A 24,805-nucleotide genomic window follows, 5' to 3' on the forward strand; every position below is an offset into this window, starting at 1 on the left:
TCTTTATAATGTAGACTCCAGATATTGTTGAATCTCTTGCTCCGACAACTCCATGTCCAGGTCAGACAAATCATCAGTACTTTGCAGGTGCTCTGCAATAAGATCCACATCACCGGTATTATTATAAGCTTGCAGATAAGCTACTATTTCTGTCTGCGGGATCTGTGAAAATTCAACCTCCGCAGCGACATTATTATCAGTTGTTTTAGTATTTAAAAATACACCAGTTGCTATTATAGCAGTAATACATGCCGCCGCTGCATATTTAATCCAGCCAGGAATCAGTCTGCGGATTATTGGCTCTTTATTGTCATTGCCGGCTTCAAGTGTCCGGGAAATAATCCTGTCCTGCAGATCGGTAAAATATCCTTCCGGTACTGTAAATGCCTCCGTGGAAATCCGTTCCTTAAACTCTTCTGCTCTTACGGATGAAAGTATCTGTTCTTCCAGAGTTTCGAAATAGTTATCCGGAACGTGAAAGTCATTTTGGTGTTTTCCTCCGGTAAGTGCCTCTATACCCACCCTTGCCTGCAGATGCTCAGTCAAGTCACTAAAATAATTTTCAGGAACTGTAAAAGGATTGGTTACATCCATGCCAGCAAGGGATGGTGCATCCTGATTCCAATCTTCGTTCTTGTTTTTCAAGCTCATATATTAGTGAATGTTTTTGAAGCTAATGGTTTAATCATTACTCAATAAAAATGCCTCTATTTTTTTTACTGCCAAATGAAAAGATGCTTTCAGCGCACCAACGCTTGTTCCGGTTATTTCTGAAATCTCTTCATATTTTAAATCATCATAGTATTTCATATTGAATACCAGTCGCTGTTTTTCAGGTAGGGTCAATAAAGCCTGTTGAAGTTTCATTTGTATTTTATCGCCATTAAAATAACTGCCTTCAGTGAGAGTGTCTGCAAGGTCATGAGAAACTTCATCTAAAGGAACATTATTTTTTTGTTTCTTTTTATTGAGGAACGTCAGGCATTCATTTGTTGCGATACGATATAACCAGGTGTAAAGCTGGGAGTCGCTCCTGAAATTAGCGAGATACTTCCATACCTTTACAAACACATCTTGTGTAAGATCGTCGGCGTCGTCGTGATCAATCACAAGCCGTCTGATATGCCAGTAGATCTTTTGCTGATATTTCTTTAACAAAAGGCTGAAAGCTTCATGTCGTGTATGTTCGTCTGCAAACTTTTCAAGTATTTGAGAATCTTCAATCTGCATCATAAATGGTGTTAACCAAAGCCTTTAGTTTGATAGAGTACTTTTTGATTGGCTCTAAATAAGGTATTATGTGTGATAAATCAAACGGTTAAATAAATAAATAGGGTATAAACTGTGCAGGGTCACTCAGTTCTGAGAAAGTCAATGCTTAAATCGCACACTTCTTTTAGCTGTTGAGGCAGGCCAGTTTCCTGCCATGGATGTCTTGCGCCAAATACATGGTCGCCATCTTGTATTTGTAATAGTCTGCTATTGTGATTTTGCCGGTGAAGTTCCATGGCTTGTTCAAGAGGCACGCTCGGGTCGTTTTCGCCATGTATTATCAGCCATGGCTGAGTGATCTTTTTCCCGGCGGCATCGATTTGAAGAAGTTCAGAATGATGTTCAAAGTCCTCAAGTATTTCCAGTTTAAGAGGCATATCCTGCTTCGTGCGGCTGTTTTTACTATAAATTATCCCTTCCTTTTTCCATATGGTTTCCTGCTCGGGTTTCCAGAGGTTGTTGAAGCGGCTCAAAGAAGCCCAGGTTACCAATTTGTGGACGCGCGGATCTTGAGACGTCTGTATGATACTTATTCCTCCACCAAGACTATGCCCGATAAGAAATATTTTTGAAGGCGCTCTGAATTCCTCTCCGCTTAAGGCGAAGGTGATAACTTCATCCAGGTCATAAAGTTGTTTGGAGAAAGTGTTTTCGCTAAAGGATTCTAAGTCATCGAAAACATCACGTTCTTTGAGGCTGATTCCATTGTGAGAAAAATTGAATTTCAGGAATTGGAAACCCTTTTGAGCAAAATATGCGGCTGTTAGGTTATGAGTACCCCAGTCTTTAAAGCCTTTAAACCCATGTACAAATATTACCATCGGAAATTGCTCGACACGATCCGGACTTGAGATGTCGAGAGCAATCGGCTTGTTCGATGCTCCTGTAATTTTGTAAGTGTAGGTTTTCATATCTGGGGATGGCAGTCGGATAAAATAGTCTCCATTGAATTAACAAATTGCGGTCCCCCTGGTTTGAAGAATGTGTTTTCTGCTTCAGTAACAGCTTCCAGCGATGTGGATAAAGCCTCCTTTCCTTTTGTGGTAAGGCTTACCAGCTTTGCCCGCGCATCGCCGCTAAGTTTTATTCTCTTGATAAAGCCCTTTTTTTCAAGACTAGCCAGAATCCTGGAGGTCATCATCCTATCTATTTTAGAAAACTTAGCCACCTGATGCTGATAAACTTTCTTTTCGTCTTTAGTAAGAGTTTCACTTATGTACAGGACAATAAATTGTGTGTAGGTTAGCGAATAAGCCGACAAGACTTGGTTCACATTTCTTTGCCAGCACATCTCAATCTGCCATAATAAAAATCCCGGAGTGTGTTCTATATTGGAAGTATCCGTTTTCAATGAACTACTCTTCATACCTTCATTCGCTATCAGTTCTAATAATCCTCAAATAAAATAATTTTTAAGCTTATAGGATAATTTTTCAATTACTTTTTTAATGTCATAAATGCAGGGTGTGCATTGCCGGCTTGTAAAAAGGTTTAAGATAAGCAATTTGTGTTAGAGGTAGTAGGATGCCTTATAAGATACAGCTTTCGAATAAAAAGAAGGAGAATAAGGGCTTGAAGCTGCATGTAAGCATGCTGAGTAGTATCTAGATAATTTATAAAGGATCTAAATAGCACGCGTTTGACAAAGTAATGACAGCCTGTATATGCCCATTACTTACTTTTGTTTTGGGTTTTTTTAAAAGATATATCAAGCGTTGAAACACTTAAAAGTCTTAGCATTTACTCACCAGCGGATTGATTTAAAGGAGTTGGGGAAATTGGTGATTTGTAATCAGACATTGATTAGCAGATTAAGCTCGGTTAGAGAGAAATTCGATATATCAGAAATATTCTATATAGGTACATGTAATCGCGTAGAGTTTATTTTCTGCGGATCTGCTGATATAACGCCGGATTTTATAAAAGATTTTATCCAGACTTTGGGATTCTGTTTGTCTGAGGACAAAATTGAGCATTTCGTAAATAACTCGTTTATATACGAGGATATGGAAGCATTTAATCACTTGCTTCGTGTATCGTGTTCTCTGGAAAGCCTTGTTGTGGGAGAGAAGGAGATATTGGCTCAGGTTCGAAAGAATTATGAGATTTGCCGTAAGGCAGGGTTTACGGGCGATTATCTGCGGATGGTTATGAATCATGTGGTAAAAACGGCGAAAGAAGTATATACACATACGAAAATCTCGAAAAACCCGGTCTCAGTTGTTTCTCTTGCCTACCGAAAGCTCCACGAACTGAATATGTGCTCCAACTCAAGAATTCTTATTATCGGAGCAGGCGAGACTAACCGAAACATTTCCAAGTATCTTCAAAAACACCGATATTCCAATTTTGCCATATTCAACCGCACATTATCTAAAGCTGAAGATCTGGCGAAAGATCTAAAAGGAGAGGCTTACAGCATTTCAGATCTTTTAACTTATAGAAAAGGGTTTGATGTGATAATTACTTGTACCAGTGCTTCAGAGCCTTTACTGACTAACGAGATTTATCAGTCTCTGCTTAATGGCGAAACTAATAAAAAGGTAATAGTTGATCTGGCTATACCTAATGACACTTGTCCGACGGTTCTTGAAAACAATCTGGTAGAATTTATCGAGGTAGGAAGTTTACAAGGGATAGCTAATAAAAACATGCAGGAACGTTATCAGGAACTGGTGCATGCAGAATTAATTATCGAACAGAACATAAACGAATTCAAGCCATTGCTTAAGCAACGCCGGGTAGAACTTGCTATGCGGGAAGTTCCCTTGAAGATCAAAGAGATACGTAGTGTGGCTGTAAATTCGGTCTTCGCTGATGATCTTGAGCAACTAGATAGCAATTCACGTGAAGTACTTGAGAAGATCATGAACTACATGGAGAAAAAGTATATCAGTGTTCCTATGATTATGGCAAAGGAGATCTTAGTAAACCATACTTAGGTCCCTCTATCGTTTTGACGCAAAAAGATTTTCGTATTTTTGCAACAACAGGCTAAAATTTCATTGTGAATAGAAAAGTTATAATAGGTACACGGGGAAGCGACCTTGCTCTCTGGCAGGCTAATTATGTAAAAGATCAATTAGCTGCAGCCGGATTGGATGCTGAGCTAAAAATTATTAAAACACAAGGTGATAGTATTCTGAATCTTCGTTTAGACAAACTGGAGGGAAAAGGTTTTTTTACGAAGGAACTTGAAGAAGGCTTGTTGAATGGTTCTATTGATATCGCAGTACATTCCCATAAAGATTTACCCACTCAAAACCCTCCCGGATTAAAGATCGCAGCGGTATCTGACCGGGAAGATCCCCATGAGCTTTTACTCATTCTAAAGGATTGCGTCGATGTAAAACAGAAGTTATCTGTAAAGTTCGGCGGAATGGTTGGTACTTCATCCAACCGGAGAAAGGCTCAGCTTCTGGCTGTCAGGCCAGATCTGGAAATAGAAGATCTGAGGGGAAACGTACCCACACGTATCCAGAAGCTCCGGGATGAAGATTATGATGCAATAATGATTGCAAAGGCGGGTGTAGAAAGACTGGGTATCGATTTAAGTGAGTTCTATGTGGAGGAGCTCGAACCTATGGAATTTATTCCTGCTCCGGCACAGGGTGTTCTCGCAATTCAGATCAGGGAAGCTGACACGGAGTTGTTCGACAAGTTACAGGCTATTCATAATGCGGATGTAGCAGAACAAATAGCAGTGGAGCGATCTGTGCTGAATATGTTCAATGGCGGATGTCATATGCCTCTTGGTTGTTATTGCCGAAAAGAAAACAATAAGTTCCAGGTTTGGACGTCGAAAGCAGAGACTGATGAAAGTTTTCCGGACCGCCATTTTATAGAATGTGAAACAACAGAGGGCTTGGCAGAAAAGATTGTTGCCAAGTTTTCCGAGGATAGGTCTTATCCAAAGAGTGTGTTTATCACTCGCGACATCCCTGAATCAAGTTACTTAAGCAAGGCTTTAAAAAAGCATAAGATAGAAATCGAAGGACGATCATTGATCAGAACTTTCCCCATCATAAATAAACTTGATTCTTTTATATTACGTCATGTAGACTGGATATTCTTTAGCAGTAAAAATGCTATAGAGTATTTTTTCAAACTTGAACCTGAGATCGGTAAGAAAACCAGGCTGGGGGTGATTGGCAGGGCTTCTGAAGAAATGCTCAGACGTTTTGGACGAGTTCCGGACTTTAACGGCGAGGAAGAAGGGATTGATACCGCAGACATAGCTACTGAGTTTGCTGAAATTGCCAGAGGACGTACCGTCTTGTTTCCAGGAGCAAAAGAATCGCTTCGCACCGTTCAGAAAGCATTATCGGAGGATACTAAACTTATCGATCTGCCTGTTTATGAAACCGTGATTGAAGAGCACGTTGAACAATCGTTCGCAGATGTTCTGATATTTACCAGCCCTTCAAATGTAGAGGCTTATTTTGCAGAAAACTTACTTGAACCCGGGCAGAAAGTTATTTGCATTGGCCGTTCTACAGGAAAAATGTTCGATGATATGGGAGTGAAGTATACATTGCCTTATTCACCGGATGAAATAGGTTTGGCAGAGGCTGTGTTTGCCCTTTAAAATGTTAAATAGCGCTCATTTTATAAGAGCTTTGAGGAAATTTATATGTTAAATCGGCCGAGAAGATTAAGAAAAACACCCTTGGTACGCGAAATGATTGCCGAAACCAGGCTTTCAAAAGATATGTTCGTCTACCCTTACTTCGTTGTACCAGGCAATAACATAACAAAAGACATTGATGCAATGCCCGGTGTTAGTCACTTTTCTATCGATACCTTGAAGAAGGACGTAGAAAAAGGCTTAAAGCTTGGCTTGAACAAGATTATGTTGTTTGGTGTAGGGGAAGAGAAAAGTGAAGACGGACATACGGCGTATTCAGATAAGTCTCTGGTGACTACTGCCGTCAGAGAACTGAAAAGTGCATTTGGAGAAGATCTTTATATAGTAACCGATGTTTGTGTTTGTTCATATACAAGCCATGGACACTGCGGTATCCTGCATAACGACTACGTGCAAAACGATGCCACCGTGGAGGTTATCGCAAAGATGGGGCTTGCCCATGCATCGGCGGGAGCAGATATGCTGGCGCCTTCTGATATGATGGACGGACGAATTCTGGCTATGCGGAGCTTGCTGGATGCAAATGGCCAGGAAAATACCGCAATCATGTCGCATGCTACTAAGTTTGCATCTTCTTATTACGGTCCCTTTCGGGAAGCAGCAGATTGTGCGCCAGGTAGGGGGGATAGGAAGTCGTACCAAATGGATTTCAGAAATCCTTCGGAAGCAATCAAAGAGGCAATGCTGGATGATCAGGAAGGGGCTGACGTGCTTATGGTTAAGCCAGGGCTTGCCTACCTTGATATTGTAAGCAAGCTGAAGCAGAATACCACTACTCCGATTGCAGTTTATAATGTGTCAGGGGAATATTCAATGATCAAAGCAGCTGCGGAAAAAGGCTGGATAGATGAACAGAAAGTGGTTATGGAGACTATGTTTGCATTTGCACGTGCTGGAGCAAGCATAATCACCACATACCACATAAAAGATATTTTACAAAACAACTGGATGTAATTTTGGAAAGTGTTAAACCGCTTTCTTTTAAGCTTTCGGTTTTAATCTTAACCTCAGGAAAATGCTAGACTCTCTCAAAAAAATATTTAGTTCAGAAGAAGAAACTCCGGTGTCAAGTACAGGTAAACCTGATATATCCCGGGAAAAGTCTGCTGAATTATATGAAAAAGCAAAAAGCTTCTTTCCAGGTGGGGTAAATTCGCCAGTAAGGGCTTTTCGCTCTGTGTTTGGAACTCCGCTTTTTATTGAGAAAGGAGATGGCTGTTTTCTTTGGGATGCTGACGGTAATCAGTTCATTGATTTTTGCTGCTCCTGGGGGCCCCTTATTTTAGGACATAACCATCCGAAGATCAGGGAGAAGGTTACGGAAGTCATGCAGAGAGGATTGAGCTTCGGAGCTCCAACTGCTCTGGAAAATGAATTGGCTGAACTTATATTAAAAAATAACAAGCTGATAGAAAAGATCCGTTTTGTGAGCTCGGGCACGGAGGCGGTTATGTCTGCAATCCGTTTAGCCAGAGGATATACAAAACGCAATAAGATATTGAAGTTTGAAGGCTGCTATCACGGGCATGTTGACTCCCTGTTAGTGAAAGCAGGTTCCGGTTTGGTAACCTTTGGAGAAACATCCTCTGCGGGAGTGCCTCAATCATTCGCAGAAGAAACAATAGTTGTTCCCTTGAATGACAGGGATGCTGTTGGGCAAGCGTTTGCACAGTTTGAAGGGCAAATCGCGGCTGTGATCATCGAAGGAGTGCCTGCAAATAATGGCTTGCTCATCCAGGAAAAAGAATTCATCCAGTATCTGAGAGAGGTCACCTCAAAGCATCAAACTTTGTTGATATTTGATGAAGTTATTACCGGGTTCAGACTTGGTTTTGAAGGTGCTGCCAGGTATTACGACATTAAGCCCGATATCATTACCTACGGAAAGATATTGGGAGGAGGTATGCCGGTTGGTGCATATGGTGCGTCCTCTGAAATTATGAGCAGTATCTCTCCTGAAGGGCCTGTATATCAGGCAGGAACTCTATCAGGCAATCCGGTAGCGATGGCAGCTGGAATAGCTCAGATAACCGAGCTTTTAAAATCCGGCTTTTATAAGGACCTGAATAAAAAGGCGCAGGAGTTTACAGAATCTATTCAACGTTTTGTTTCCGCACGAAATTATAAGTTAAAGGTATATTCGGTGGGCTCAATTTTCTGGTTTGCCTTTACTGATAAAGATATTACATCAGCAGCTGATATTGATCCGCAAAGTATGGAGAAGTTCAAGCTGTTTCATCGTGAGCTATTAAATCGTGGCATTTATTTCGGCCCGTCTGGTTATGAGGTCGGATTTGTATCCGCAGCGCATTCTAAGATTGAACTTGAAAAAGCAAAAAGGGCAATCATCGAATCCCTGGATATTGTGTTCAGGCATACATCTAAATCTTCTTAAATTTATTATTGATAAATTGCAGGACTATGGGACTGATGCGTAAACCGCTTATAATTTTTTATGCTCTTTCAATCTATGTTCTGTCAGAGATCATTTGGTGGGCTTACCTGCTTGTTTCTGTAGAGCCAGAACGAAAAGGCATGATCATTGGGGAAGGTGCTATTTTTTTGCTGATCTTTTTAACCGGAGCCTACTATCTTCAAAAAACACTTAGAAAGGAAAAGAAACTTCAGGAACAGCAAAAAAACTTTCTTTTATCAGTAACCCACGAACTTAAATCTCCCCTGGCCTCTATAAAGCTTTACATTCAAACCATTCTGAAGCGGGATCTCGATAAGGCACAAATCCACTCTTTTTTGAATAATTCTTTAAAAGATATTGAACGGCTTGATGACCTCGTAGAGAACATGCTTATTGCTACCCGCATAGAAAATCATTCTTACTCCTTTCCGAAAGAAGAGTTCAATTTTTCTGAGCTAGTTAAAAAAGTTGCCAGTCGTTTGCAGATACATTCCTGCAGCAGTCAGACCATCATTACAGAATTACAGCCGGATGTCGTTTTAACAGGCGATAAATTTGCCTTATCGCTGGTAGTTTCTAACTTAGTTGAAAATGCTGTCAAGTACTCGCCGCCCTGTGCTGAGATAAAAGTGAAGCTGGAAGATAAAAACAATACTGTTCTTTTTTCGGTAGAAGATAAGGGTATGGGTATTAGTGAGGCGGAAAAACTTCGCATATTTGATAAGTTTTACCGTGTAGGTAGTGAGGAAACGCGGAAAACAAAAGGGACGGGTTTGGGCCTTTATATTGTGAAGCAAGTATTGGAAAAGCACAAAGCTTACATTAAGGTTAAAAATAATAAGCCAACAGGAACTATATTTGAAGTAACTTTTAATTCAAATGGCAACTAAACAACGTATTTTACTGGTAGAAGATGAAGATCACCTACTGGAAGCAATAAAGCTAAACCTTGAGCTTGAGGGCTACAAGGTTACCACAGCCACCGATGGCAAAAAAGCACTCAAAGTTTTTAAAGAGGAAAGGTTCAATCTGATCATTCTGGACGTTATGCTGCCAGAAATAGATGGATTTCAGGTAGCAGAAACGATACGCCTTGAGAACTCTGAGGTGCCAATTATGTTTTTGACCGCTAAGAATACCAACGAAGATCGGGTAACGGGATTAAGGAAAGGCGCAGATGATTATTTGGTAAAACCTTTCAATCTCGAGGAACTTATCTTACGCGTAAACAATCTGGTTAAACGTGGTCTGAGTAATGATGAGAAGAAAGAGCTGAACACTTACAAGATAGGTGAAAAGACTATTTATTTCAATTCATTCGAACTACGCAATGACGACGGCTCGACTACTCCTTTGACGAAGAAGGAAACCATGCTTTTAAAGCTTTTGATCGAGAGAAGAAATGAAGCGGTGTCCCGGGAGCAGATCCTGGAAACTGTGTGGAATTACGATGTATACCCTTCCACAAGAACAATTGATAACTTTATCCTGACTTTCAGAAAGTACTTTGAACCGGACCAAAAAAACCCTAAATATTTTCATTCCATAAGGGGAGTGGGCTATAAGTTTACCGATAGCCAATAATTCGGATGACCTCGAAAGCGCGGTTCTCTATAGCTCTGATAAGCATCATTTTGCTTATCTGGGTGACTTACCTGCAGGTCTATGAGATGTCTGCAATAGTTGGTCTTGGAATCGCTTATCAGGTTTGGGCTTACTTCAGACAGGGAACTGTTGCTCTTGCGGCAAGAGCATATCAAAAAAAGGATTATGCTTCGGCTGAAAAACTCTTAAAAGAAATAAAAAATCCAGACCGACTGGCTAAAAGCAGGAGAGGGTATTATGAGTTTATCCAGGGTAATATCCAGCTTCAAAAAGGCAATCATGTAGAAGCGGAAACACATTTTCAGATAGCCAGCCGGTTCCCCCTTCGTAATGAGAACGACAAGGGAATTGTTCTTGTACAACTTGCGAATCTGAACTTGCAAAAGAAAGAATTTCTTAAGGCCGGTGCTTATTTAAATGTAGCTAAGGACCTTAAATTAAGTTCGAGGGTTCAAAGCATTGTTCAAAAAATAGAATACGAAATACAAAAAGCAAAGTGATAAATACTCAAAAGGATTCTCTGTTTATCAGAGCAGCACAATCGCAACATACGGACCGCCCACCTGTTTGGATGATGCGGCAGGCAGGACGTTTCATGAAAGAATATTGGGATATTAAGAATAAATACTCTTTCCTGGAAATGTGCAAAACCCCTGAAATAGCTGCGGATGTGACGATGCTGCCAGTTGATTTGCTTGACATTGATGCTGCTATTCTTTTCTCAGATATTCTGGTTACAGGTGAAGCAATGGGCGGAGATCTGAGTTTTACCCAGGGGGTAGGACCGAAGTTTGCAAATCCGGTTCGTTCACTGGCGGATGTTGAAAACCTTCAGACAGACTGTCTTGATAAATTGCAATACGTTGCAGATGCAATAAAGGTAATACAGCAACGGTTGGACGGAAAAATTCCATTGATCGGATTCGCCGGAGCACCCTTTACTGTGATGAGTTACCTGGTTGAAGGGGGATCGTCAAAGGACTTTAAACTGACTAAATTGATGTTGCATAACCAGCCGGAACTTGCACATCAGCTCCTTTCAAAAATAGCACAGGTTACCATTGATTATCTGAATATGCAGATCGCTGCTGGCGTGAATGCTGTTCAAATATTCGATAGCTGGGCACAGGCCTTATCATGGGATGATTATAGAGAGTTTTCCCATCAGTACATACAAAGAATAATTGCGGGTTTAAATCGCCAGGATATTCCAGTAATTTCTTTCTGTAAAGGTAGTTCTGTGTTTGCCCCACTTATGGCGGAAGCGAAACCGGATGTGATCTCCATTGACTGGAATGTGGATTTACTGGATATGAAAAAGCGGTTGCCTGCGGGAATAGCTGTACAAGGCAATTTGGATCCTCATATCCTGTATGCCGACAAGAAAGTTATTAAGGAAAGAATTCACAGGCTCATAGACAGGATGCAGGGTGAAAATGGGTTTATTTTTAATCTTGGACATGGTATCATGCCGGACATTCCTTTTGACAATGTGAAGTATGCGGTCGAGGTGATCAAAGAATATGCTCCTATTATGCCTTAGATGAGGCGACAATTCAGGCTATGTACTTATATCTGAAATCCATTCATATCATTTTTGTTGTAAGCTGGATGGCTGGGCTGTTTTATATAGTGAGGCTTTTTATATATCATGTTGAAGCTAATGACCGGCCAGAGCAGGAACGCATTTTGCTGCACAAGCAGTTTGATGTGATGCAAAGCAAGTTGTGGAACATCATTACCACACCGGCAATGATATTGACATTTCTAGCAGGTTTTGGTATGTTTTATCTTAACCCCTATTTGTTACAGGCGGATTGGATGCTCGTAAAGCTTGGATTTGTCGGTGGATTACTAATCTATCATTTTATTTGTCAGCGAATTATCCGGCAGTTGAAAGCAGGCGTTTGCAAATGGACCTCCACACAACTTCGTTTATGGAATGAAGTCGCCACTATTCTTTTGGTGGCAATAGTGTTCACGGTGGTCTTAAAAACTGCCATAGATTGGTTGTATGGCTTGATAGGCCTCATCATTTTCATAGCTGTAATCATGTCGGCAGTTAAAATCTATAAATATTACCGGCTAAAATCATAAATAATAGAGGAGGAATCTACCTTTGTAAACTCATGAAAAAACTGCTCTCATTTTTTTCCATGTTGCTTATATTTTGTACAGCCGATGCACAACTTGTAAACGATTCGCTGGAATATCGCTTAAAACCGGATTCTCTTAAGACCCGGAACCTTGAACTGAGCTTCTATAATTTCAATTTCCTGAGGAATTATGAGTATTTTAATGATTTTCATGATGGATATACGCTGTTTGGTACCCAGTTAGAGCCTCGATTGGTGTATTACCCCAACGCCAAATTAGCCGTCAGTGCCGGGGTTCATATTCGCAAAGATTTTGGCAAAGACGGTATCAACAAATCTTATCCCCTTTTCACTATCAGGTACCAGCACAAAAGTACAGCGTTGATCAATGGAGTAATAGAGGGAAATGTTCATCATAGGTATATAGAACCCTTATTTGACTTTGAGAGAAAAATAAACAATCCTGTTGAATATGGTACCCAGGTAGTGATTGACAAACCTTCCTTATTTCTAGATGCATTTGTTAACTGGAACCGGATGATTGAAAAACATTCGCCTGATCAAGAACAAATTTTTGCCGGTGTTTCATCAGATATCAGTATCCTGAGAAGGGGTAGAATGAAGTTGTCTGTACCTGTTCAGGTTTTTGCCTTCCATCAGGGAGGACAGATCGATACGGATCCGGATCCATTGAAAACAATAGCGAATACTGCTGTCGGCATAAAATTAAACCTGGAACGGGATGGCTTTATCAAACATATCCGTACTGAAAATTATTTTGTTACCTATACTGACCTATCTCCTACCAAAGAAAGCACCTATAATGACGGAACTGCCTGGTTTATCAATATCGGGCTTGGCACTAAGAAGTACGGCGACCTGACTGGCTCTTTTTGGGAAGGAAAGAAATACGTTTCCCCTGTTGGTATGCCGATTTATCAATCCGTATCTCAGCAAATAGATCATGCCGGATACAGCGAAGATATAAGACGGCTGTTTATCCTCAGGTATACCTATCAACGCCAACTGGTCTCTAATTTCTATATCGACTTCCGTGTGGAGCCGGTATTTGATCTTAAAAGCTCGACTACCAAGTCAGTTGACTTTTCTCATTCCCTTTTTCTGGTATATAAACAAGACTTTAAGCTTTTCAAGAAAAAATAGAATTCATGCAACCTTAGTGGCTGTTTGTTCATCTTACAAAAGAACAATATGAAGTTAAGCCGCAGATTAACGGTCGATGATTTGCTTGAAGGATGTCAGCGGAATGACCGTAAGGCGCAGGAGCAATTGTATAAGACTTTGGCACCCAGGATGCTGGGGGTTTGTATGCGGTATGCTAAAAATATTTTTGAAGCTGAGGATATGCTTCAAAACGGCTTCACAAAGGTCTTTCAGAAGATATCGGAATACAGAAGTGACGGTTCATTTGAGGGATGGATAAGACGAATAATGGTCAACACTGCAATTGAAGTGTATAGGAAGAATCAACGTATGCTGGAGATAGTCAACATCGACGAAGTAAATGATACAGCCCAGGCTACATTTGATATCAATGGTCTGGAGGCTAAGGACTTGCTCAAGATAATCCAGGAATTGTCTACCGGCTACAGGATGGTATTTAACTTATATGCAATAGAAGGCTATACGCACAAAGAAATTGGAGAGAAGCTGGGGATCAGCGAGGGGGCTTCCAAATCGCAACTTTCAAGGGCGAGAGCCATATTAAAGGAAAAAATAAATAAAATGGAAGGAGGGAGATATGCAGGGTATGTCGGATGATAATTTTGATAAGCTTTTTAAAGATAAGTTTTCAGCCTTTGAAGGGGAACCTTCCGGGGCTGTATGGAAACAGATCAACTCAAAGCTGCAAGGCAAGAATGACAGGAAATTTCCGCTCTTCTGGATTGCAGCAGCCAGCATCGTCGCCGTTTTATTCGCTTTTTTATGGCTAATACCGTCGAAGGAGCCAGTTAAGCTTTATGGAGCGAAAAAGCCCTCGGTTGAAGCACAGGCTCCGGTGGTTTTGGAGGAGAAACTAAGCGCCGGGTTATACAGAGAACCTGTAAAACCATCCGGCGATTATAAAGTTATTAGTCAACCAGGGAAGAAAAGGGTACAAGTAACAGCGAAAATTCCTGTACGGAATAGAGTTGGGCCGGATTATAAAGAAGGTTCAACTTTGGAGGATAATGAAAGCGGGGATATTCTTACGGTTACCGTTGGTCTGCCTACAGAGGCCGGCAGCCTGAGAGAGACAAGTATCGCATCGGCTGACCTGCTGGTTTTGAGAGATACTTCTGTTACTGCTCCTGCGGTTGAAGAGCCGAGGTCGAAGCAGAAAATTAAAACTGTTGGGGATCTCGTGAATTTTGTAGTGAGCAAAGTAGATAAACGAAAAAATAAAATTATTGAGTTTTCCAAAGAGGATGAGGGGGATGTTGTTTCGGGTTTAAATCTTGGAGTGCTCCAGTATAAAACACAAAACAGATAGTAAAATGAAACTTCAACTATTAATACTATTGCTGCTGTCTACCGGACTAAAGGGGCTGGCACAGGATACCACTTCCCGTGATACAGCTAAAGCAAACGGGGGAACAGTGGTTATAATTGCGGGAATGGAACTTGGTAAAGAAAAAAGCGATTCGACCAAAAGAAGAGGATCTTCAAAAGTCTCTTTCCAACTCACTTTCGCCAGAATAGATCTCGGTTTGGCCACCTTTTTAGACCAGGGAAGCTTTACTTTATCGCCTGAAAATTCATTCCTTGAGCATACACAATGGAAAACACACAATTTTGGGTTTGAGCTATTTCAAACAGGCTATCGTTTTAACAGCTATTTTAAGATTTATTTGGCCGCAGGCCTTGATTGGACCCATATTCGACTGAAAAGGAATATCAGCATTTTGCCAGAGCAGCCTCAGCTTAGCTATAAAGAGGAGGATGTCGACTTCAGCAAAAATCGTTTTACAAACCAATATCTAAGGTTACCACTGGCCTTTCAGTTCCGTACTAAAGATGATAATAGAGGGAATAAATTCCATTTTGTTGCAGGACCCGAAGTTGGCTTCCTTATTAACGGTAAAACCAAGCAGGTAAGCGACGAGCGGGGCAAAGTTAAGTACAAGGACGATTTTAATTTTAACCCCTTTCGGTACGGTGCTTTTGCACGCTTCGGATACGATGTTTTGGGTGTTTACGTCAAGTACTATGCTAACGATGTATTTGCAGACAATCAGGGACCCGGCGACTTCAAAAATCTGAACTTTGGTATTATGCTTGGGTTTTAGAGGAGCTTATGTAGAGTCTCTTTTCGAAAATGCTTTATGTCACACGCGGCACGAGTGTGACATAAGCCAGGAAACAGGATACAGGCAAAAAGAACAAGGATATTTCCGGTTTAAATTGCCGATATTTGCGCATTGTTTAATTTAATCTGCTCCGGCAATTGGCAAATACATCCTGCGAAACAAACAACAGCAACGACCGTTTAACTGATCTTCCCGATAACAGAATTATCACCGTACAAGGCTTAAGGAAAAAGTATGCCTCAGAGCCTTATTCGGGTATTAGTAAAGCCAACCTCTTTATTGAGAAAGGCAAGATCGTAGCTATTGTAGGAGAAAGTGGTAGCGGAAAAAGTACCCTGTTGAAGCTGATTTATGGCCTGATAAGTCCGGATGAGGGCCGCATCTATTTCCGGAATGAACCGATAATGCCCCCGGAAAAAAAGTTGATTCCCGGGCACGATTCCATGAAAATGGTAACCCAGGACTTCAGTTTAAATATTTACGCAAAGGCGTATGATAACGTTGCTTCTATGTTATCGAATACGAACCTTAAGCTTAAATCAGAGAAGACCATAAAAACCTTAAATCTCTTAGGTATAGGCCATCTTGCCGAGCGAAGGGTCATTGATCTTAGCGGAGGAGAGCAGCAACGCGTAGCGATCGCGAAGGCGATAATAACTGAGCCGGAGGTACTGTTGATGGACGAACCCTTCAGTCAGGTAGATACTCTGCTTAAAAGCCAGCTAAGGGCTGATATAAGGCGTCTAGCCTATGAGTTGGGCATTACTATCATTCTGGTGTCACACGACCCTGTCGATGGTTTATCTCTGGCGGATGAACTCATTATCCTAAAGAGGGGTGAGGTGGTAGAAACAGGAACTCCGAAACAATTATATAATCAGCCAAAGAATATCTACACCGCGCGTTTGCTGGCAGATTGTAATGTCTTAAGCTCTCAAGATGCTCACAAACTGGGAATAAACACAAAATCCAGTAGCGTTGCAATCTACTTAGATCAGGTGCAACTTAAACCTGGTGAACGCAGTATTACCTTTACGCTTTGCGATGCTTTCTTCAAAGGGATCTGCGAAGAACTTTTATTAGAAAAAGAGGGTGTAAAGTTAAGAGCTCTGAACTTTGACATGGGTTTTTATAAAATCGGCGAATTAATACCAGTTAGCATAGAGAGCTTTAAGGAGTTTAATTAATCACCTTTCCGTTTGCAAAATATCAGAGATGTTAACATAAACATTATATGATATTAACGCAATTGTTATATTTGAAGAGCGTTTGTCCAAAACAAACCGCCCGATGAGTTTAACTAATTAATGAACAAAATAAAATTTGCTCTTCCCCCTCCGTTCTGTCAGTTGGGCGGCTTAGTCGTATTATATTTTTTATGCCGTTTACTTTTTGTAACCGTCAATGTATCTGAGTTCAGCTTTTCTTCAGTTGCTGATTCACTTCAACTCTATCTGTATGGACTAAGGTTTGATCTTTCAGCAATCTTCCTTACCAATATTTTCTATATTTTATGCTACCTGATTCCGGCTCCTTTTGTGATCAACAGGTATTACCAATTGTTTTTGAAAACAGTATTCATTGGTTTTAACAGTTTTTCTCTTTTGCTGAACTGTGTTGACATTGCTTATTTTCCGTATGTACATAAGCGGTTATCCGGCGATGCAATACTTTTCGTTACCGGAGAAAAAGGGGACGATTTTTTGAAAATGTTACCCCGGATCCTTGCCGAAAACTGGTTCATTTGCATTTTTTTTGCGGGTATTGTCTTCTTGCTTTTCAAGGTTTATCATCTGGGTAGAAATAAATATCCCTTGTTAAATCCCTCATTTAAAGTATATGCTAAGGCCTCTCTCGTGTTTATCCTTGCGGCAGGTGTATCGATCCTCGGGATAAGGGGAGGATTTCAAAAAAAACCACTGAATATTATTCATGCTTCCGAAATGGTTGAGGTGCAGAATATGGCAATTGTTTTAAATACGCCATTCACCCTGATAAAAACATTTAATAAGAAGACACTGCATGAGGCTGATTACTTTCCAGCTTCGGTTTTAAACGACTGTGATAAGGGCTTACATTTCCCGAAAGCTAATGTGGTGAGCACGACTAAACAAAATGTCGTCATAATTATAGTTGAAAGTCTTTCTCAAAATTACATCAGTTTCTTTAATGGAAAGGGTAAAACACCTTTTCTTGACTCTCTATTTTCAAATAGCCTGGTGTTTTCTAATAGCTTTGCTAATGCGAAGCAGTCTATTCAGGGTATACCGGCTGTTTTATCATCTATACCCTCTTTGCAGGAAGATGCCTTTATTTTCTCGCATTACTCTGCAAATAAAATAACGTCAGTTGCCAATTTGTTAAAGCGGGAAGGATATAATTCATCCTTTTTTCATGGCGGCGGTAACGGCACTATGGGATTTGATTCGTACAGTAAACTTTCAGGGTTTGATGCATATTATGGAAGGGATGAATATGACAACGATGGTGATTTTGATGGAAACTGGGGCATCTGGGATGAACCATTTCTGAAATTTATGGCAAGTAAGTTATCTGAAATGCCCCAACCTTTTGTGTCAACAGTTTTTACGCTTAATACACATCATCCTTTTACGGTACCGCCTCAATATACCAAGCGCTTCAGGCAGGAGGGGCACCCTATTCTGGGCTGTGTTCAATATGCAGATTATGCTTTGTCTGAATTTTTTAAACAGGCCAAAGAATCAAAGTGGTATGACAATACATTGTTCATCATTACAGCGGATCATACCGGTCCAAAGCTAGATGACTCTGGTACTGACGTTTTGGATGACTATCGTGTGCCGATTGTGTTCTTTAAACCGGATGGCTCGCTAAAAGGGATTAGTGAAAAAATTGCTAATCAGATCGATATACTGCCTTCGGCAATGCATTTGTTAAATTATCCGCACGCCTATTATTCCCAGGGAAAGGATCTGTTTTCGGATGCTTGTGCAAACTTTGCCGTCAACTATAATTCCGGTATATATCAGTATATAGACTCAACATACTGCTACCAGTTTGATGGGCAGAAAATGATAGTGTTCTACAACTGGAAGAACGACAGCGGTTTCAAAAAGAATTTGAGCACTCAAAAGCTTTCATCGGAAATAAAGAAAAGCGATGCAGAACTTAAGAAGTTCATACAGGTTTTTAATGGTACGATGATCAATAATAAAATGTCATTGGAGATATCAAACAAACCCTCAAAAAAGCTGGCTACTTTAGATGAAACAAAATAATGAGTGTCACAGTAAAATTTTGCTAGACCAGGTATTCAAACAAGGTTTGATCTTTATTGATCTCTTTAAAATCAAAGCGGTTATCTTTCATCCTCTGTATTAAGGAAGGATAGTCGTCTGCAGATTTAAGTTCGATGCCAACTAATGCAGGCCCGCTTTCCCTATTTGTTTTTTTAATGAATTCGAACTGCGTAATGTCATCACCCGGACCTAATACATCATTGACAAACATTCTCAATGCCCCTGGTCGTTGAGGGAACCGGATAACAAAGTAATGCTTGAGGCCTTCGTAAAGTAAAGAAAGCTCCTTGATCTCCTGCATCCTTTCGATGTCGTTGTTGCCTCCACTAATCACGCAAACTACTTTTTTACCTTTTATTGTTTCAGTACAAAGATCCAGTGCTGCTACTGATAAAGCACCGGCAGGCTCGGCAACGATTGCATCCTCGTTATACAATTTAAGGATAGTAGTGCATACTTTGCCTTCAGGTACAAGAAGCATTTCATCCAATATCTTTTTGCAAACTGGATAGGTTAGTTCTCCGGCACGTTTCACGGACGCGCCATCAACAAAGCGGTTTATTTCCTGCAAGCTCACAGGGCCGCCGGTCTCGAAAGCTTTCAGCATCGACGGAGCGCCTTCCGGCTCAGTACCAATGATCCTGATGTCCGGGTTCACTTGTTTAAGGTAACTACCACAACCTGCTGCCAGGCCGCCGCCGCCAACGGGCACAATCAGCACTTCTGCGTCAGGGAGGTCCTGGTAGATTTCTACACCTACCGTTCCCTGGCCCTCTATGATCTTGAAGTTGTCAAAGGGAGGGATAAAGGTCATCTGGTGCTTTTCGGTATAACTTAATGCTTCCTGTAAACAATCGTCAAACGTATCGCCTACTAGTATGATTTCAATCATGTCGCCACCGAACATCTTTGTCTGGCTGACTTTCTGTTTAGGGGTGATCTCCGGCATGAAAATTATGCCTTTTGAATTTAGTTTCCTGCAGGAGAAAGCAACCCCCTGCGCATGATTGCCTGCACTGGCGCAAACCACTCCTTTACTCAGCTGCTCTTCGCTAAGCTGGCTGATCAAATTATAGGCTCCCCTAAGCTTGTAAGATCTTACTACCTGCTGGTCCTCTCTTTTCAAATAGATCTCAGCCTGATATTTCTCAGACAGTCGCGAGTTATATTCCAGAGGTGTTCTTTTGATGACTTCTTTTAAGCGCTTTAAGGCACTAACAGAGTTGAATTTGTGCGAAGGGTTGCTCATGATGCAAAATATTTAAAATCCCGGAGAATTGATCAATAAAAAAAGCCGCTATCTCTTTTAAGTAGCGGCTTTTCGTCTGTAAAGATCGTATTAGATATTTTTAGCTAACCAGTCTCCAACTTCGCTGGTTTTGTAAGCCTTTATTCCTTTAGGAGCAAGGTCTTCAGTTACAATACCTTCTGCAAGCGATTTGTTAACCACTTCTCTGATAGCTTCAGCTTCATCTTTCAAACCGAAAGCATCTTCAAACATCATTGCGGCAGATAGCACGGTTGCGAGCGGATTGGCAATATCTTTACCTGCTGCCTGCGGATATGATCCGTGGATTGGCTCATATAACGAAGTATGAACACCTTTTGATGCAGATGGCATTAGTCCCATAGATCCGGAAATTACTGAAGCCTCGTCAGTAAGGATGTCACCGAAAAGGTTTTCAGTAATGATCACATCATAGGAGCTAGGCCATTGAACTAAACGCATTGCAACTGCGTCTACAAATTCATAGCTAACCTCTACTTCGGGATAATCTTTTTCCATATTCTGTACAGTCTCTCTCCATAAACGTGAGCTCTCCAGAACATTTGCTTTGTCTACACAACACAATTTCTTGCTGCGGGTAAGCGCAAGCTCAAAGCCAAGCTTTGCCAGACGCTGAATCTCCTCTCTTGTATAAGTACAGGTATCAAACGCGGTGTTTCCATCATCTTTTCTACCTCTTTCGCCGAAATAAATTCCTCCTGTAAGTTCTCTCAAAATGATAAGGTCAGTTCCTTCAATTCTTTCACGTTTTAAAGGCGAATTGTCTATTAAAGATGGGAAAGTGAATGTAGGCCGAACGTTGGCAAATAGACCTAGTTTCTGACGCATCTTTAGAAGGCCTTGCTCCGGACGAACAGTTGCTTTTGGGTCATTATCATATTTAGGATGCCCAATGGCTCCAAACAAAACTGCATCTGCAGCTAAACATACCTCATGAGTACTATCAGGATAAGGTTCGCCAACAGCATCGATAGCGGCTGCACCGGTTAATGCCGAGGTCCATTTAATTTCATGATTAAATTTTGCTGCTACTGCATTTACAACTTTTACTGCCTGGTCGATCACTTCAGGACCTATTCCATCTCCTGCTAAAAGAGCGATATTAAAATTCATTGTTGATTTGTTTATGTTGTTATATGTTTAATTTTAAATGATATTGAGCATTTTCTGAGTTGCCTTTATCGCGCAGACAGTCTGGTCAGAATCAAGACCTCTTGTTTTGAAGGTTTTGTTATCATCAGTCTCCCAGGTGATAATAGTTTCACAAAGGGCATCTGAGTTACTCCCGGGGGCAATGCGTACCGTATAGTCAATAAGTTTAGGCAAACGTAGTCCTTTTCTGGTATAGACCTTGGTTAAAGCGTTCATAAAAGCGTCGAATTGCCCGTCACCCTGTGCATGCTCTTCATAAACTTTACCGTCAATACAGATAGAAAGTGTAGTAGAAGGCCTTAGGCCCTTGGAATGCGTTAGAACGTACGACTCAAGTTTTACTTTCTCTTCATACATACTGCTATCCAGCACATCGGAAATAATATAAGGAAGGTCCTCTTTCGTTACCGTTTCTTTTTTGTCTCCAAGCTCAATCACCCTTTGGGTCACCTTTTTCAGGTCTTCATCATTAAGTTTTAAACCTAATTCCTGAAGATTCTTTTCGATGTTCGCCTTTCCGGAGGTTTTACCCAAAGCATATTTCCGCTTTCTTCCAAAACGTTCAGGAAGAAGGTCATTAAAATATAAGTTGTTCTTATTATCTCCATCTGCGTGAATCCCTGCAGTCTGGGTGAAAACGTATTCACCGACAATTGGCTTGTTCGAAGGTATCCTGACCCCTGAAAACGCCTCTACCAACTTACTTACTTTATAGATCGACGATTCTTTAAGGGCAATATCTATATGTGGGAGAAAGTCGTTAATAACCGCCACTACGCTAGCCAGGGGGGCGTTTCCCGCCCTTTCTCCCATGCCGTTTACTGTTAGGTGCAAGCCATCAATCCCTGCCTTAACTGCTTCCAGCACATTTGCGGTCGCCAAATCATAATCGTTATGCGCATGAAAATCGAAATGAATCTGAGGATACGTAGTTTTCAGCAAAGAAACGTATTCAAATGCCTCCGGAGGGGTTAAAACTCCCAGTGTATCCGGCAGCATAATTCTTTTCACCGGCTGTTTCGAAAGGAATTCCAGGTATTGTAACACGTATTCTTTAGAGTTACGCATGCCATTACTCCAGTCTTCCAGATAAACATTAGTAGCTATGCCATGGCTTTGCGCAGAATCAATAACCCAGGCTATTTCTGCAAAATGCTGTTCGGGTGTTTTTTTTAGCTGATGGGTAAGATGATTTAAAGAGCCCTTAGTAAGCAGGTTCTGAACTTTCACTCCCGACTTTAGCATCCAGTCGATAGATACGCCATTGTCAACGAATGACAAGACTTCTATGGCGTCAATAAACCCATTTTCTTTGGCCCACTTGGTGACGGCCTCAACCGCCTGGAACTCACCCTGTGAAACACGGGCTGAAGCAATCTCAACACGGTCAACTTTCAACTCTTCCAATAAGAGCTGCGTAATGGTTAACTTTTCTGAAATGGAAAAAGACACCCCGGATGTCTGTTCTCCATCCCGAAGGGTAGTGTCCATTATTTCTATTTTCCTGGTCTTCATGACTGAGACTGAAATTGTTTGATTCGTTTTATAGTATAGTTAAAAGGCATTTCAACATGGGTTGAAACGCCTTTAACTATTCAAGATTTGCGCAGTGCTTTATTACAGAGGAAGGTGTGTTGCAAACTCCTGTATTTCTGTCTTGATATTTTGAAGATAATCTATATCGTCAAAACCATTTTGCATGTTATCTTTTTTATAACTGCTTATATCAAAGCTTTCTTTTTCACCGGTAGGCGAAAGCGTGATAGTCTGAGCAGGCAGGTCTATTTCTAGCTCAGTTTTAGGGTCAGCATATACTGCGTCAAATATCTTCTGAAGGAATTCAGGGCTAACCTGAACCGGCAATACGCCGATGTTTAAGCAGTTGTTTTTGAAGATATCAGCGAAGAAGCTTGATACCACAGCTCTGAAACCATAATCATAAACTGCCCATGCAGCGTGTTCCCTTGAAGAACCAGATCCGAAGTTTTTGCCACCTAGCAAAATTTTTCCGGTGTAGGTTGGATCGTTTAATACAAAATCAGCTTTAGGGGTATTATCCGGATTATATCTCCAGTCTCTGAATAAGTTGTCTCCGAAGCCAACCCGTTCAGTTGCTTTTAAGAACCGTGCCGGTATAATCTGATCGGTATCCACATTTTCGATAGGAAGTGGAACTGCAGTACTTGTTAATATAGTGAATTTATCGTAAGCCATTTTTAATTTTTTTAGGTTCAGATTGACAGCTGTTGCCAGCGCCGATCATAGAACTATCCTGTTTACTGTGTATCTCTTTAAGCTAATAAGGTCCTCGGATCTGTAACCTTTCCAGTAACTGCAGCGGCAGCTGCAACCAGTGGACTTGCAAGCATGGTTCTTGCGCCTGGGCCTTGTCTTCCTTCAAAGTTACGGTTTGAAGTACTCACAGCATATTTACCCGCAGGAACTTTATCATCGTTCATCGCAAGGCAGGCAGAGCAGCCTGGCTGACGTAGCGTGAAGCCTGCTTCTGTTAAAATATCCAATATCCCTTCTTCTTTGATCTGCGACTCTACGATGTGAGAACCTGGTACTAACCATACCGTAACATTTTCTGCCTTTTTCTTTCCTTTAACCAAAGAGGCGAAAGCTCTGAAGTCTTCAATCCGGCCGTTTGTACAGCTTCCCACAAAAACATAGTCTACTTTTTTGCCGATCATTGAATCTCCCTGGTGGAAGTCCATGTATCCAAGAGATTTTTCGTATGTAGCAACACCTCCTTCAACTTCTTTTGCATCCGGAATGTGGTTTGAAATACCGATACCCATACCAGGGTTTGTACCATAGGTGATCATTGGTTCTATAGCAGAACCATCATAGGTATACTCTATATCAAAAACAGCATCAGCGTCTGTTTTAAGAGTTTTCCAGTAAGCCATAGCCTTGTCCCATGCCTCTCCTTTTGGAGTAAACTCGCGTCCCTGAACATAGTTAAAGGTAGTTTCATCAGGAGCAATCATTCCACCGCGTGCTCCCATCTCAATGCTGAGGTTACAAACGGTCATACGACCTTCCATTGACATCTTTTCGAACACCTCTCCGGCATATTCAACAAAGTATCCCGTTGCGCCGGAAGTAGTTAATTTTGAGATGATGAACAAGGCAACGTCTTTCGGGGTAACACCTTTACTTAGTTGACCGGTTACATTGATCCTCATCTTTTTAGGCTTCGGCTGCATGATACATTGAGTAGAAAGTACCATTTCCACTTCGGAAGTGCCGATACCAAATGCGATTGCACCAAAGGCGCCATGAGTAGAGGTGTGAGAGTCGCCGCAAACGATAGTTGCACCCGGCTGAGTTATTCCATACTCCGGACCAACAACGTGTACAATACCGTTTTTCTGGTGACCAAGGCCCCAGTGGCTAATTCCGTATTCACGTGAATTTTGTTCCAAAGCCTTAAGCTGGTTCGCAGAAAGCGGATCAGCAACCGGTAAATGCTGGTTAATTGTAGGTGTATTGTGGTCTGCCGTAGCGAAAGTACGTTCAGGGTATAAAACTTTAATTCCTCTGCTTTTTAATCCCAGGAAAGCCACCGGGCTGGTAACTTCATGGATTAAATGGCGATCAATAAATAACACATCAGGCCCACCTTCAATTTTGCGAACAACGTGGGTGTCCCACACCTTGTCAAATAATGTCTTGCTCATTTTTATTTTAGATATTGTTAATTATATTTTTGAAGTTTAAACTTCAT

24 protein-coding genes are annotated in these 24,805 nt (G+C 41.1%); 15 read left to right on the top strand and 9 right to left on the bottom strand.

Annotated features, from left to right (window positions below):
- Positions 1–3 precede the first annotated feature (3 nt).
- The 4 genes from J3P37_RS11545 to J3P37_RS11560 all read right to left on the bottom strand — a co-directional run bounded on the left by J3P37_RS11545 (position 4) and on the right by J3P37_RS11560 (position 2,638).
- Positions 4–651 (bottom strand): hypothetical protein, encoded by a 648-nt coding sequence (locus tag J3P37_RS11545; RefSeq protein WP_256011308.1) that lies wholly within the window; start codon positions 649–651, stop codon positions 4–6.
- A 30-nt stretch (positions 652–681) separates the two neighbouring features.
- Positions 682–1,224, bottom strand: coding sequence for an RNA polymerase sigma factor (locus J3P37_RS11550; protein WP_500793327.1), 543 nt, complete (start codon positions 1,222–1,224; stop codon positions 682–684).
- 128 nt (positions 1,225–1,352) lie between these two features.
- Positions 1,353–2,183 carry an alpha/beta hydrolase family protein gene (locus tag J3P37_RS11555; RefSeq protein ID WP_256011310.1) on the bottom strand — a complete coding sequence of 277 codons (831 nt, stop codon included), beginning with the start codon at positions 2,181–2,183 and terminating at the stop codon, positions 1,353–1,355.
- A complete protein-coding gene (locus J3P37_RS11560) occupies positions 2,180–2,638 on the bottom strand; it encodes a MarR family winged helix-turn-helix transcriptional regulator (RefSeq protein WP_256011311.1) in 459 nt (152 codons plus the stop codon). Before J3P37_RS11560 ends, J3P37_RS11555 begins: the two co-directional genes overlap by 4 nt.
- 349 nt (positions 2,639–2,987) lie before the next feature.
- Here J3P37_RS11560 and hemA point away from each other — a divergent pair, with 349 nt between their 5' ends.
- From hemA to J3P37_RS11635, 15 genes are all read left to right on the top strand, one after another.
- Positions 2,988–4,214 (top strand): glutamyl-tRNA reductase, encoded by a 1,227-nt coding sequence (gene hemA / locus J3P37_RS11565; RefSeq protein WP_256011312.1) that lies wholly within the window; start codon positions 2,988–2,990, stop codon positions 4,212–4,214.
- A gap of 65 nt (positions 4,215–4,279) precedes the next feature.
- A complete protein-coding gene (gene hemC, locus J3P37_RS11570; protein ID WP_256011313.1) occupies positions 4,280–5,860 on the top strand; it encodes a hydroxymethylbilane synthase in 1,581 nt (526 codons plus the stop codon).
- A 45-nt stretch (positions 5,861–5,905) separates the two neighbouring features.
- Positions 5,906–6,874 (top strand): porphobilinogen synthase, encoded by a 969-nt coding sequence (gene hemB / locus J3P37_RS11575; RefSeq protein WP_256011314.1) that lies wholly within the window; start codon positions 5,906–5,908, stop codon positions 6,872–6,874.
- 61 nt (positions 6,875–6,935) lie between these two features.
- Positions 6,936–8,315 carry a glutamate-1-semialdehyde 2,1-aminomutase gene (gene hemL / locus J3P37_RS11580; RefSeq protein ID WP_256011315.1) on the top strand — a complete coding sequence of 460 codons (1,380 nt, stop codon included), beginning with the start codon at positions 6,936–6,938 and terminating at the stop codon, positions 8,313–8,315.
- Positions 8,316–8,350: 35 nt separating this feature from the next.
- Entirely contained in the window at positions 8,351–9,226 is an 876-nt protein-coding gene (locus tag J3P37_RS11585) for a sensor histidine kinase (protein WP_256012017.1), read from the top strand.
- A complete protein-coding gene (locus J3P37_RS11590; RefSeq protein WP_256011316.1) occupies positions 9,216–9,920 on the top strand; it encodes a response regulator transcription factor in 705 nt (234 codons plus the stop codon). The genes J3P37_RS11585 and J3P37_RS11590 overlap by 11 nt, the downstream gene beginning before the upstream one ends.
- 5 nt (positions 9,921–9,925) lie before the next feature.
- Positions 9,926–10,441, top strand: a complete 516-nt coding sequence (locus J3P37_RS11595) for a hypothetical protein (RefSeq protein WP_256011317.1) — start codon at positions 9,926–9,928, stop codon at positions 10,439–10,441.
- Positions 10,438–11,484, top strand: a complete 1,047-nt coding sequence (gene hemE / locus J3P37_RS11600; protein WP_256011318.1) for a uroporphyrinogen decarboxylase — start codon at positions 10,438–10,440, stop codon at positions 11,482–11,484. Before J3P37_RS11595 ends, hemE begins: the two co-directional genes overlap by 4 nt.
- A gap of 20 nt (positions 11,485–11,504) precedes the next feature.
- Positions 11,505–12,038: a protoporphyrinogen oxidase HemJ gene (gene hemJ / locus J3P37_RS11605; protein ID WP_256011320.1), complete on the top strand. Its 534-nt coding sequence runs from the start codon at positions 11,505–11,507 to the stop codon at positions 12,036–12,038.
- Positions 12,039–12,070: 32 nt separating this feature from the next.
- On the top strand, positions 12,071–13,201 hold the full coding sequence (locus J3P37_RS11610; RefSeq protein ID WP_256011321.1) for a lipid A deacylase: 1,131 nt from the start codon (positions 12,071–12,073) through the stop codon (positions 13,199–13,201).
- A 48-nt stretch (positions 13,202–13,249) separates the two neighbouring features.
- Positions 13,250–13,819 carry an RNA polymerase sigma factor gene (locus J3P37_RS11615; RefSeq protein WP_256011322.1) on the top strand — a complete coding sequence of 190 codons (570 nt, stop codon included), beginning with the start codon at positions 13,250–13,252 and terminating at the stop codon, positions 13,817–13,819.
- Complete coding sequence (locus J3P37_RS11620; protein ID WP_256011323.1) at positions 13,800–14,531, top strand: hypothetical protein; 732 nt, start codon at positions 13,800–13,802, stop codon at positions 14,529–14,531. The genes J3P37_RS11615 and J3P37_RS11620 overlap by 20 nt, the downstream gene beginning before the upstream one ends.
- 4 nt (positions 14,532–14,535) lie before the next feature.
- Entirely contained in the window at positions 14,536–15,327 is a 792-nt protein-coding gene (locus J3P37_RS11625) for an outer membrane beta-barrel protein (protein ID WP_256011324.1), read from the top strand.
- A gap of 158 nt (positions 15,328–15,485) precedes the next feature.
- The gene (locus tag J3P37_RS11630; RefSeq protein WP_256011325.1) at positions 15,486–16,535 is read left to right on the top strand and encodes an ABC transporter ATP-binding protein; all 1,050 of its coding nucleotides are present in this window, start codon (positions 15,486–15,488) and stop codon (positions 16,533–16,535) included.
- 120 nt (positions 16,536–16,655) lie between these two features.
- Positions 16,656–18,608, top strand: a complete 1,953-nt coding sequence (locus tag J3P37_RS11635) for an LTA synthase family protein (protein ID WP_256011326.1) — start codon at positions 16,656–16,658, stop codon at positions 18,606–18,608.
- Positions 18,609–18,630: 22 nt separating this feature from the next.
- Here J3P37_RS11635 and ilvA read toward each other — a convergent pair whose 3' ends face one another.
- The 5 genes from ilvA to leuC form a co-directional block, all read right to left on the bottom strand.
- Positions 18,631–19,878, bottom strand: coding sequence for a threonine ammonia-lyase IlvA (gene ilvA, locus J3P37_RS11640; protein ID WP_256011327.1), 1,248 nt, complete (start codon positions 19,876–19,878; stop codon positions 18,631–18,633).
- 90 nt (positions 19,879–19,968) lie between these two features.
- Positions 19,969–21,030, bottom strand: a complete 1,062-nt coding sequence (gene leuB, locus J3P37_RS11645) for a 3-isopropylmalate dehydrogenase (RefSeq protein WP_256011328.1) — start codon at positions 21,028–21,030, stop codon at positions 19,969–19,971.
- Positions 21,031–21,063: 33 nt separating this feature from the next.
- A complete protein-coding gene (locus tag J3P37_RS11650; RefSeq protein ID WP_256011329.1) occupies positions 21,064–22,584 on the bottom strand; it encodes a hydroxymethylglutaryl-CoA lyase-like TIM-barrel protein in 1,521 nt (506 codons plus the stop codon).
- A 102-nt stretch (positions 22,585–22,686) separates the two neighbouring features.
- Positions 22,687–23,283 (bottom strand): 3-isopropylmalate dehydratase small subunit, encoded by a 597-nt coding sequence (leuD, locus tag J3P37_RS11655; protein ID WP_256011330.1) that lies wholly within the window; start codon positions 23,281–23,283, stop codon positions 22,687–22,689.
- Between the two features lie 77 nt (positions 23,284–23,360).
- A complete protein-coding gene (leuC, locus tag J3P37_RS11660) occupies positions 23,361–24,758 on the bottom strand; it encodes a 3-isopropylmalate dehydratase large subunit (RefSeq protein WP_256011331.1) in 1,398 nt (465 codons plus the stop codon).
- Positions 24,759–24,805 lie beyond the last annotated feature (47 nt).

The sequence above is a fragment of the Desertivirga xinjiangensis genome (genome assembly GCF_024436435.1).
Lineage (GTDB): Bacteria > Bacteroidota > Bacteroidia > Sphingobacteriales > Sphingobacteriaceae > Desertivirga > Desertivirga xinjiangensis.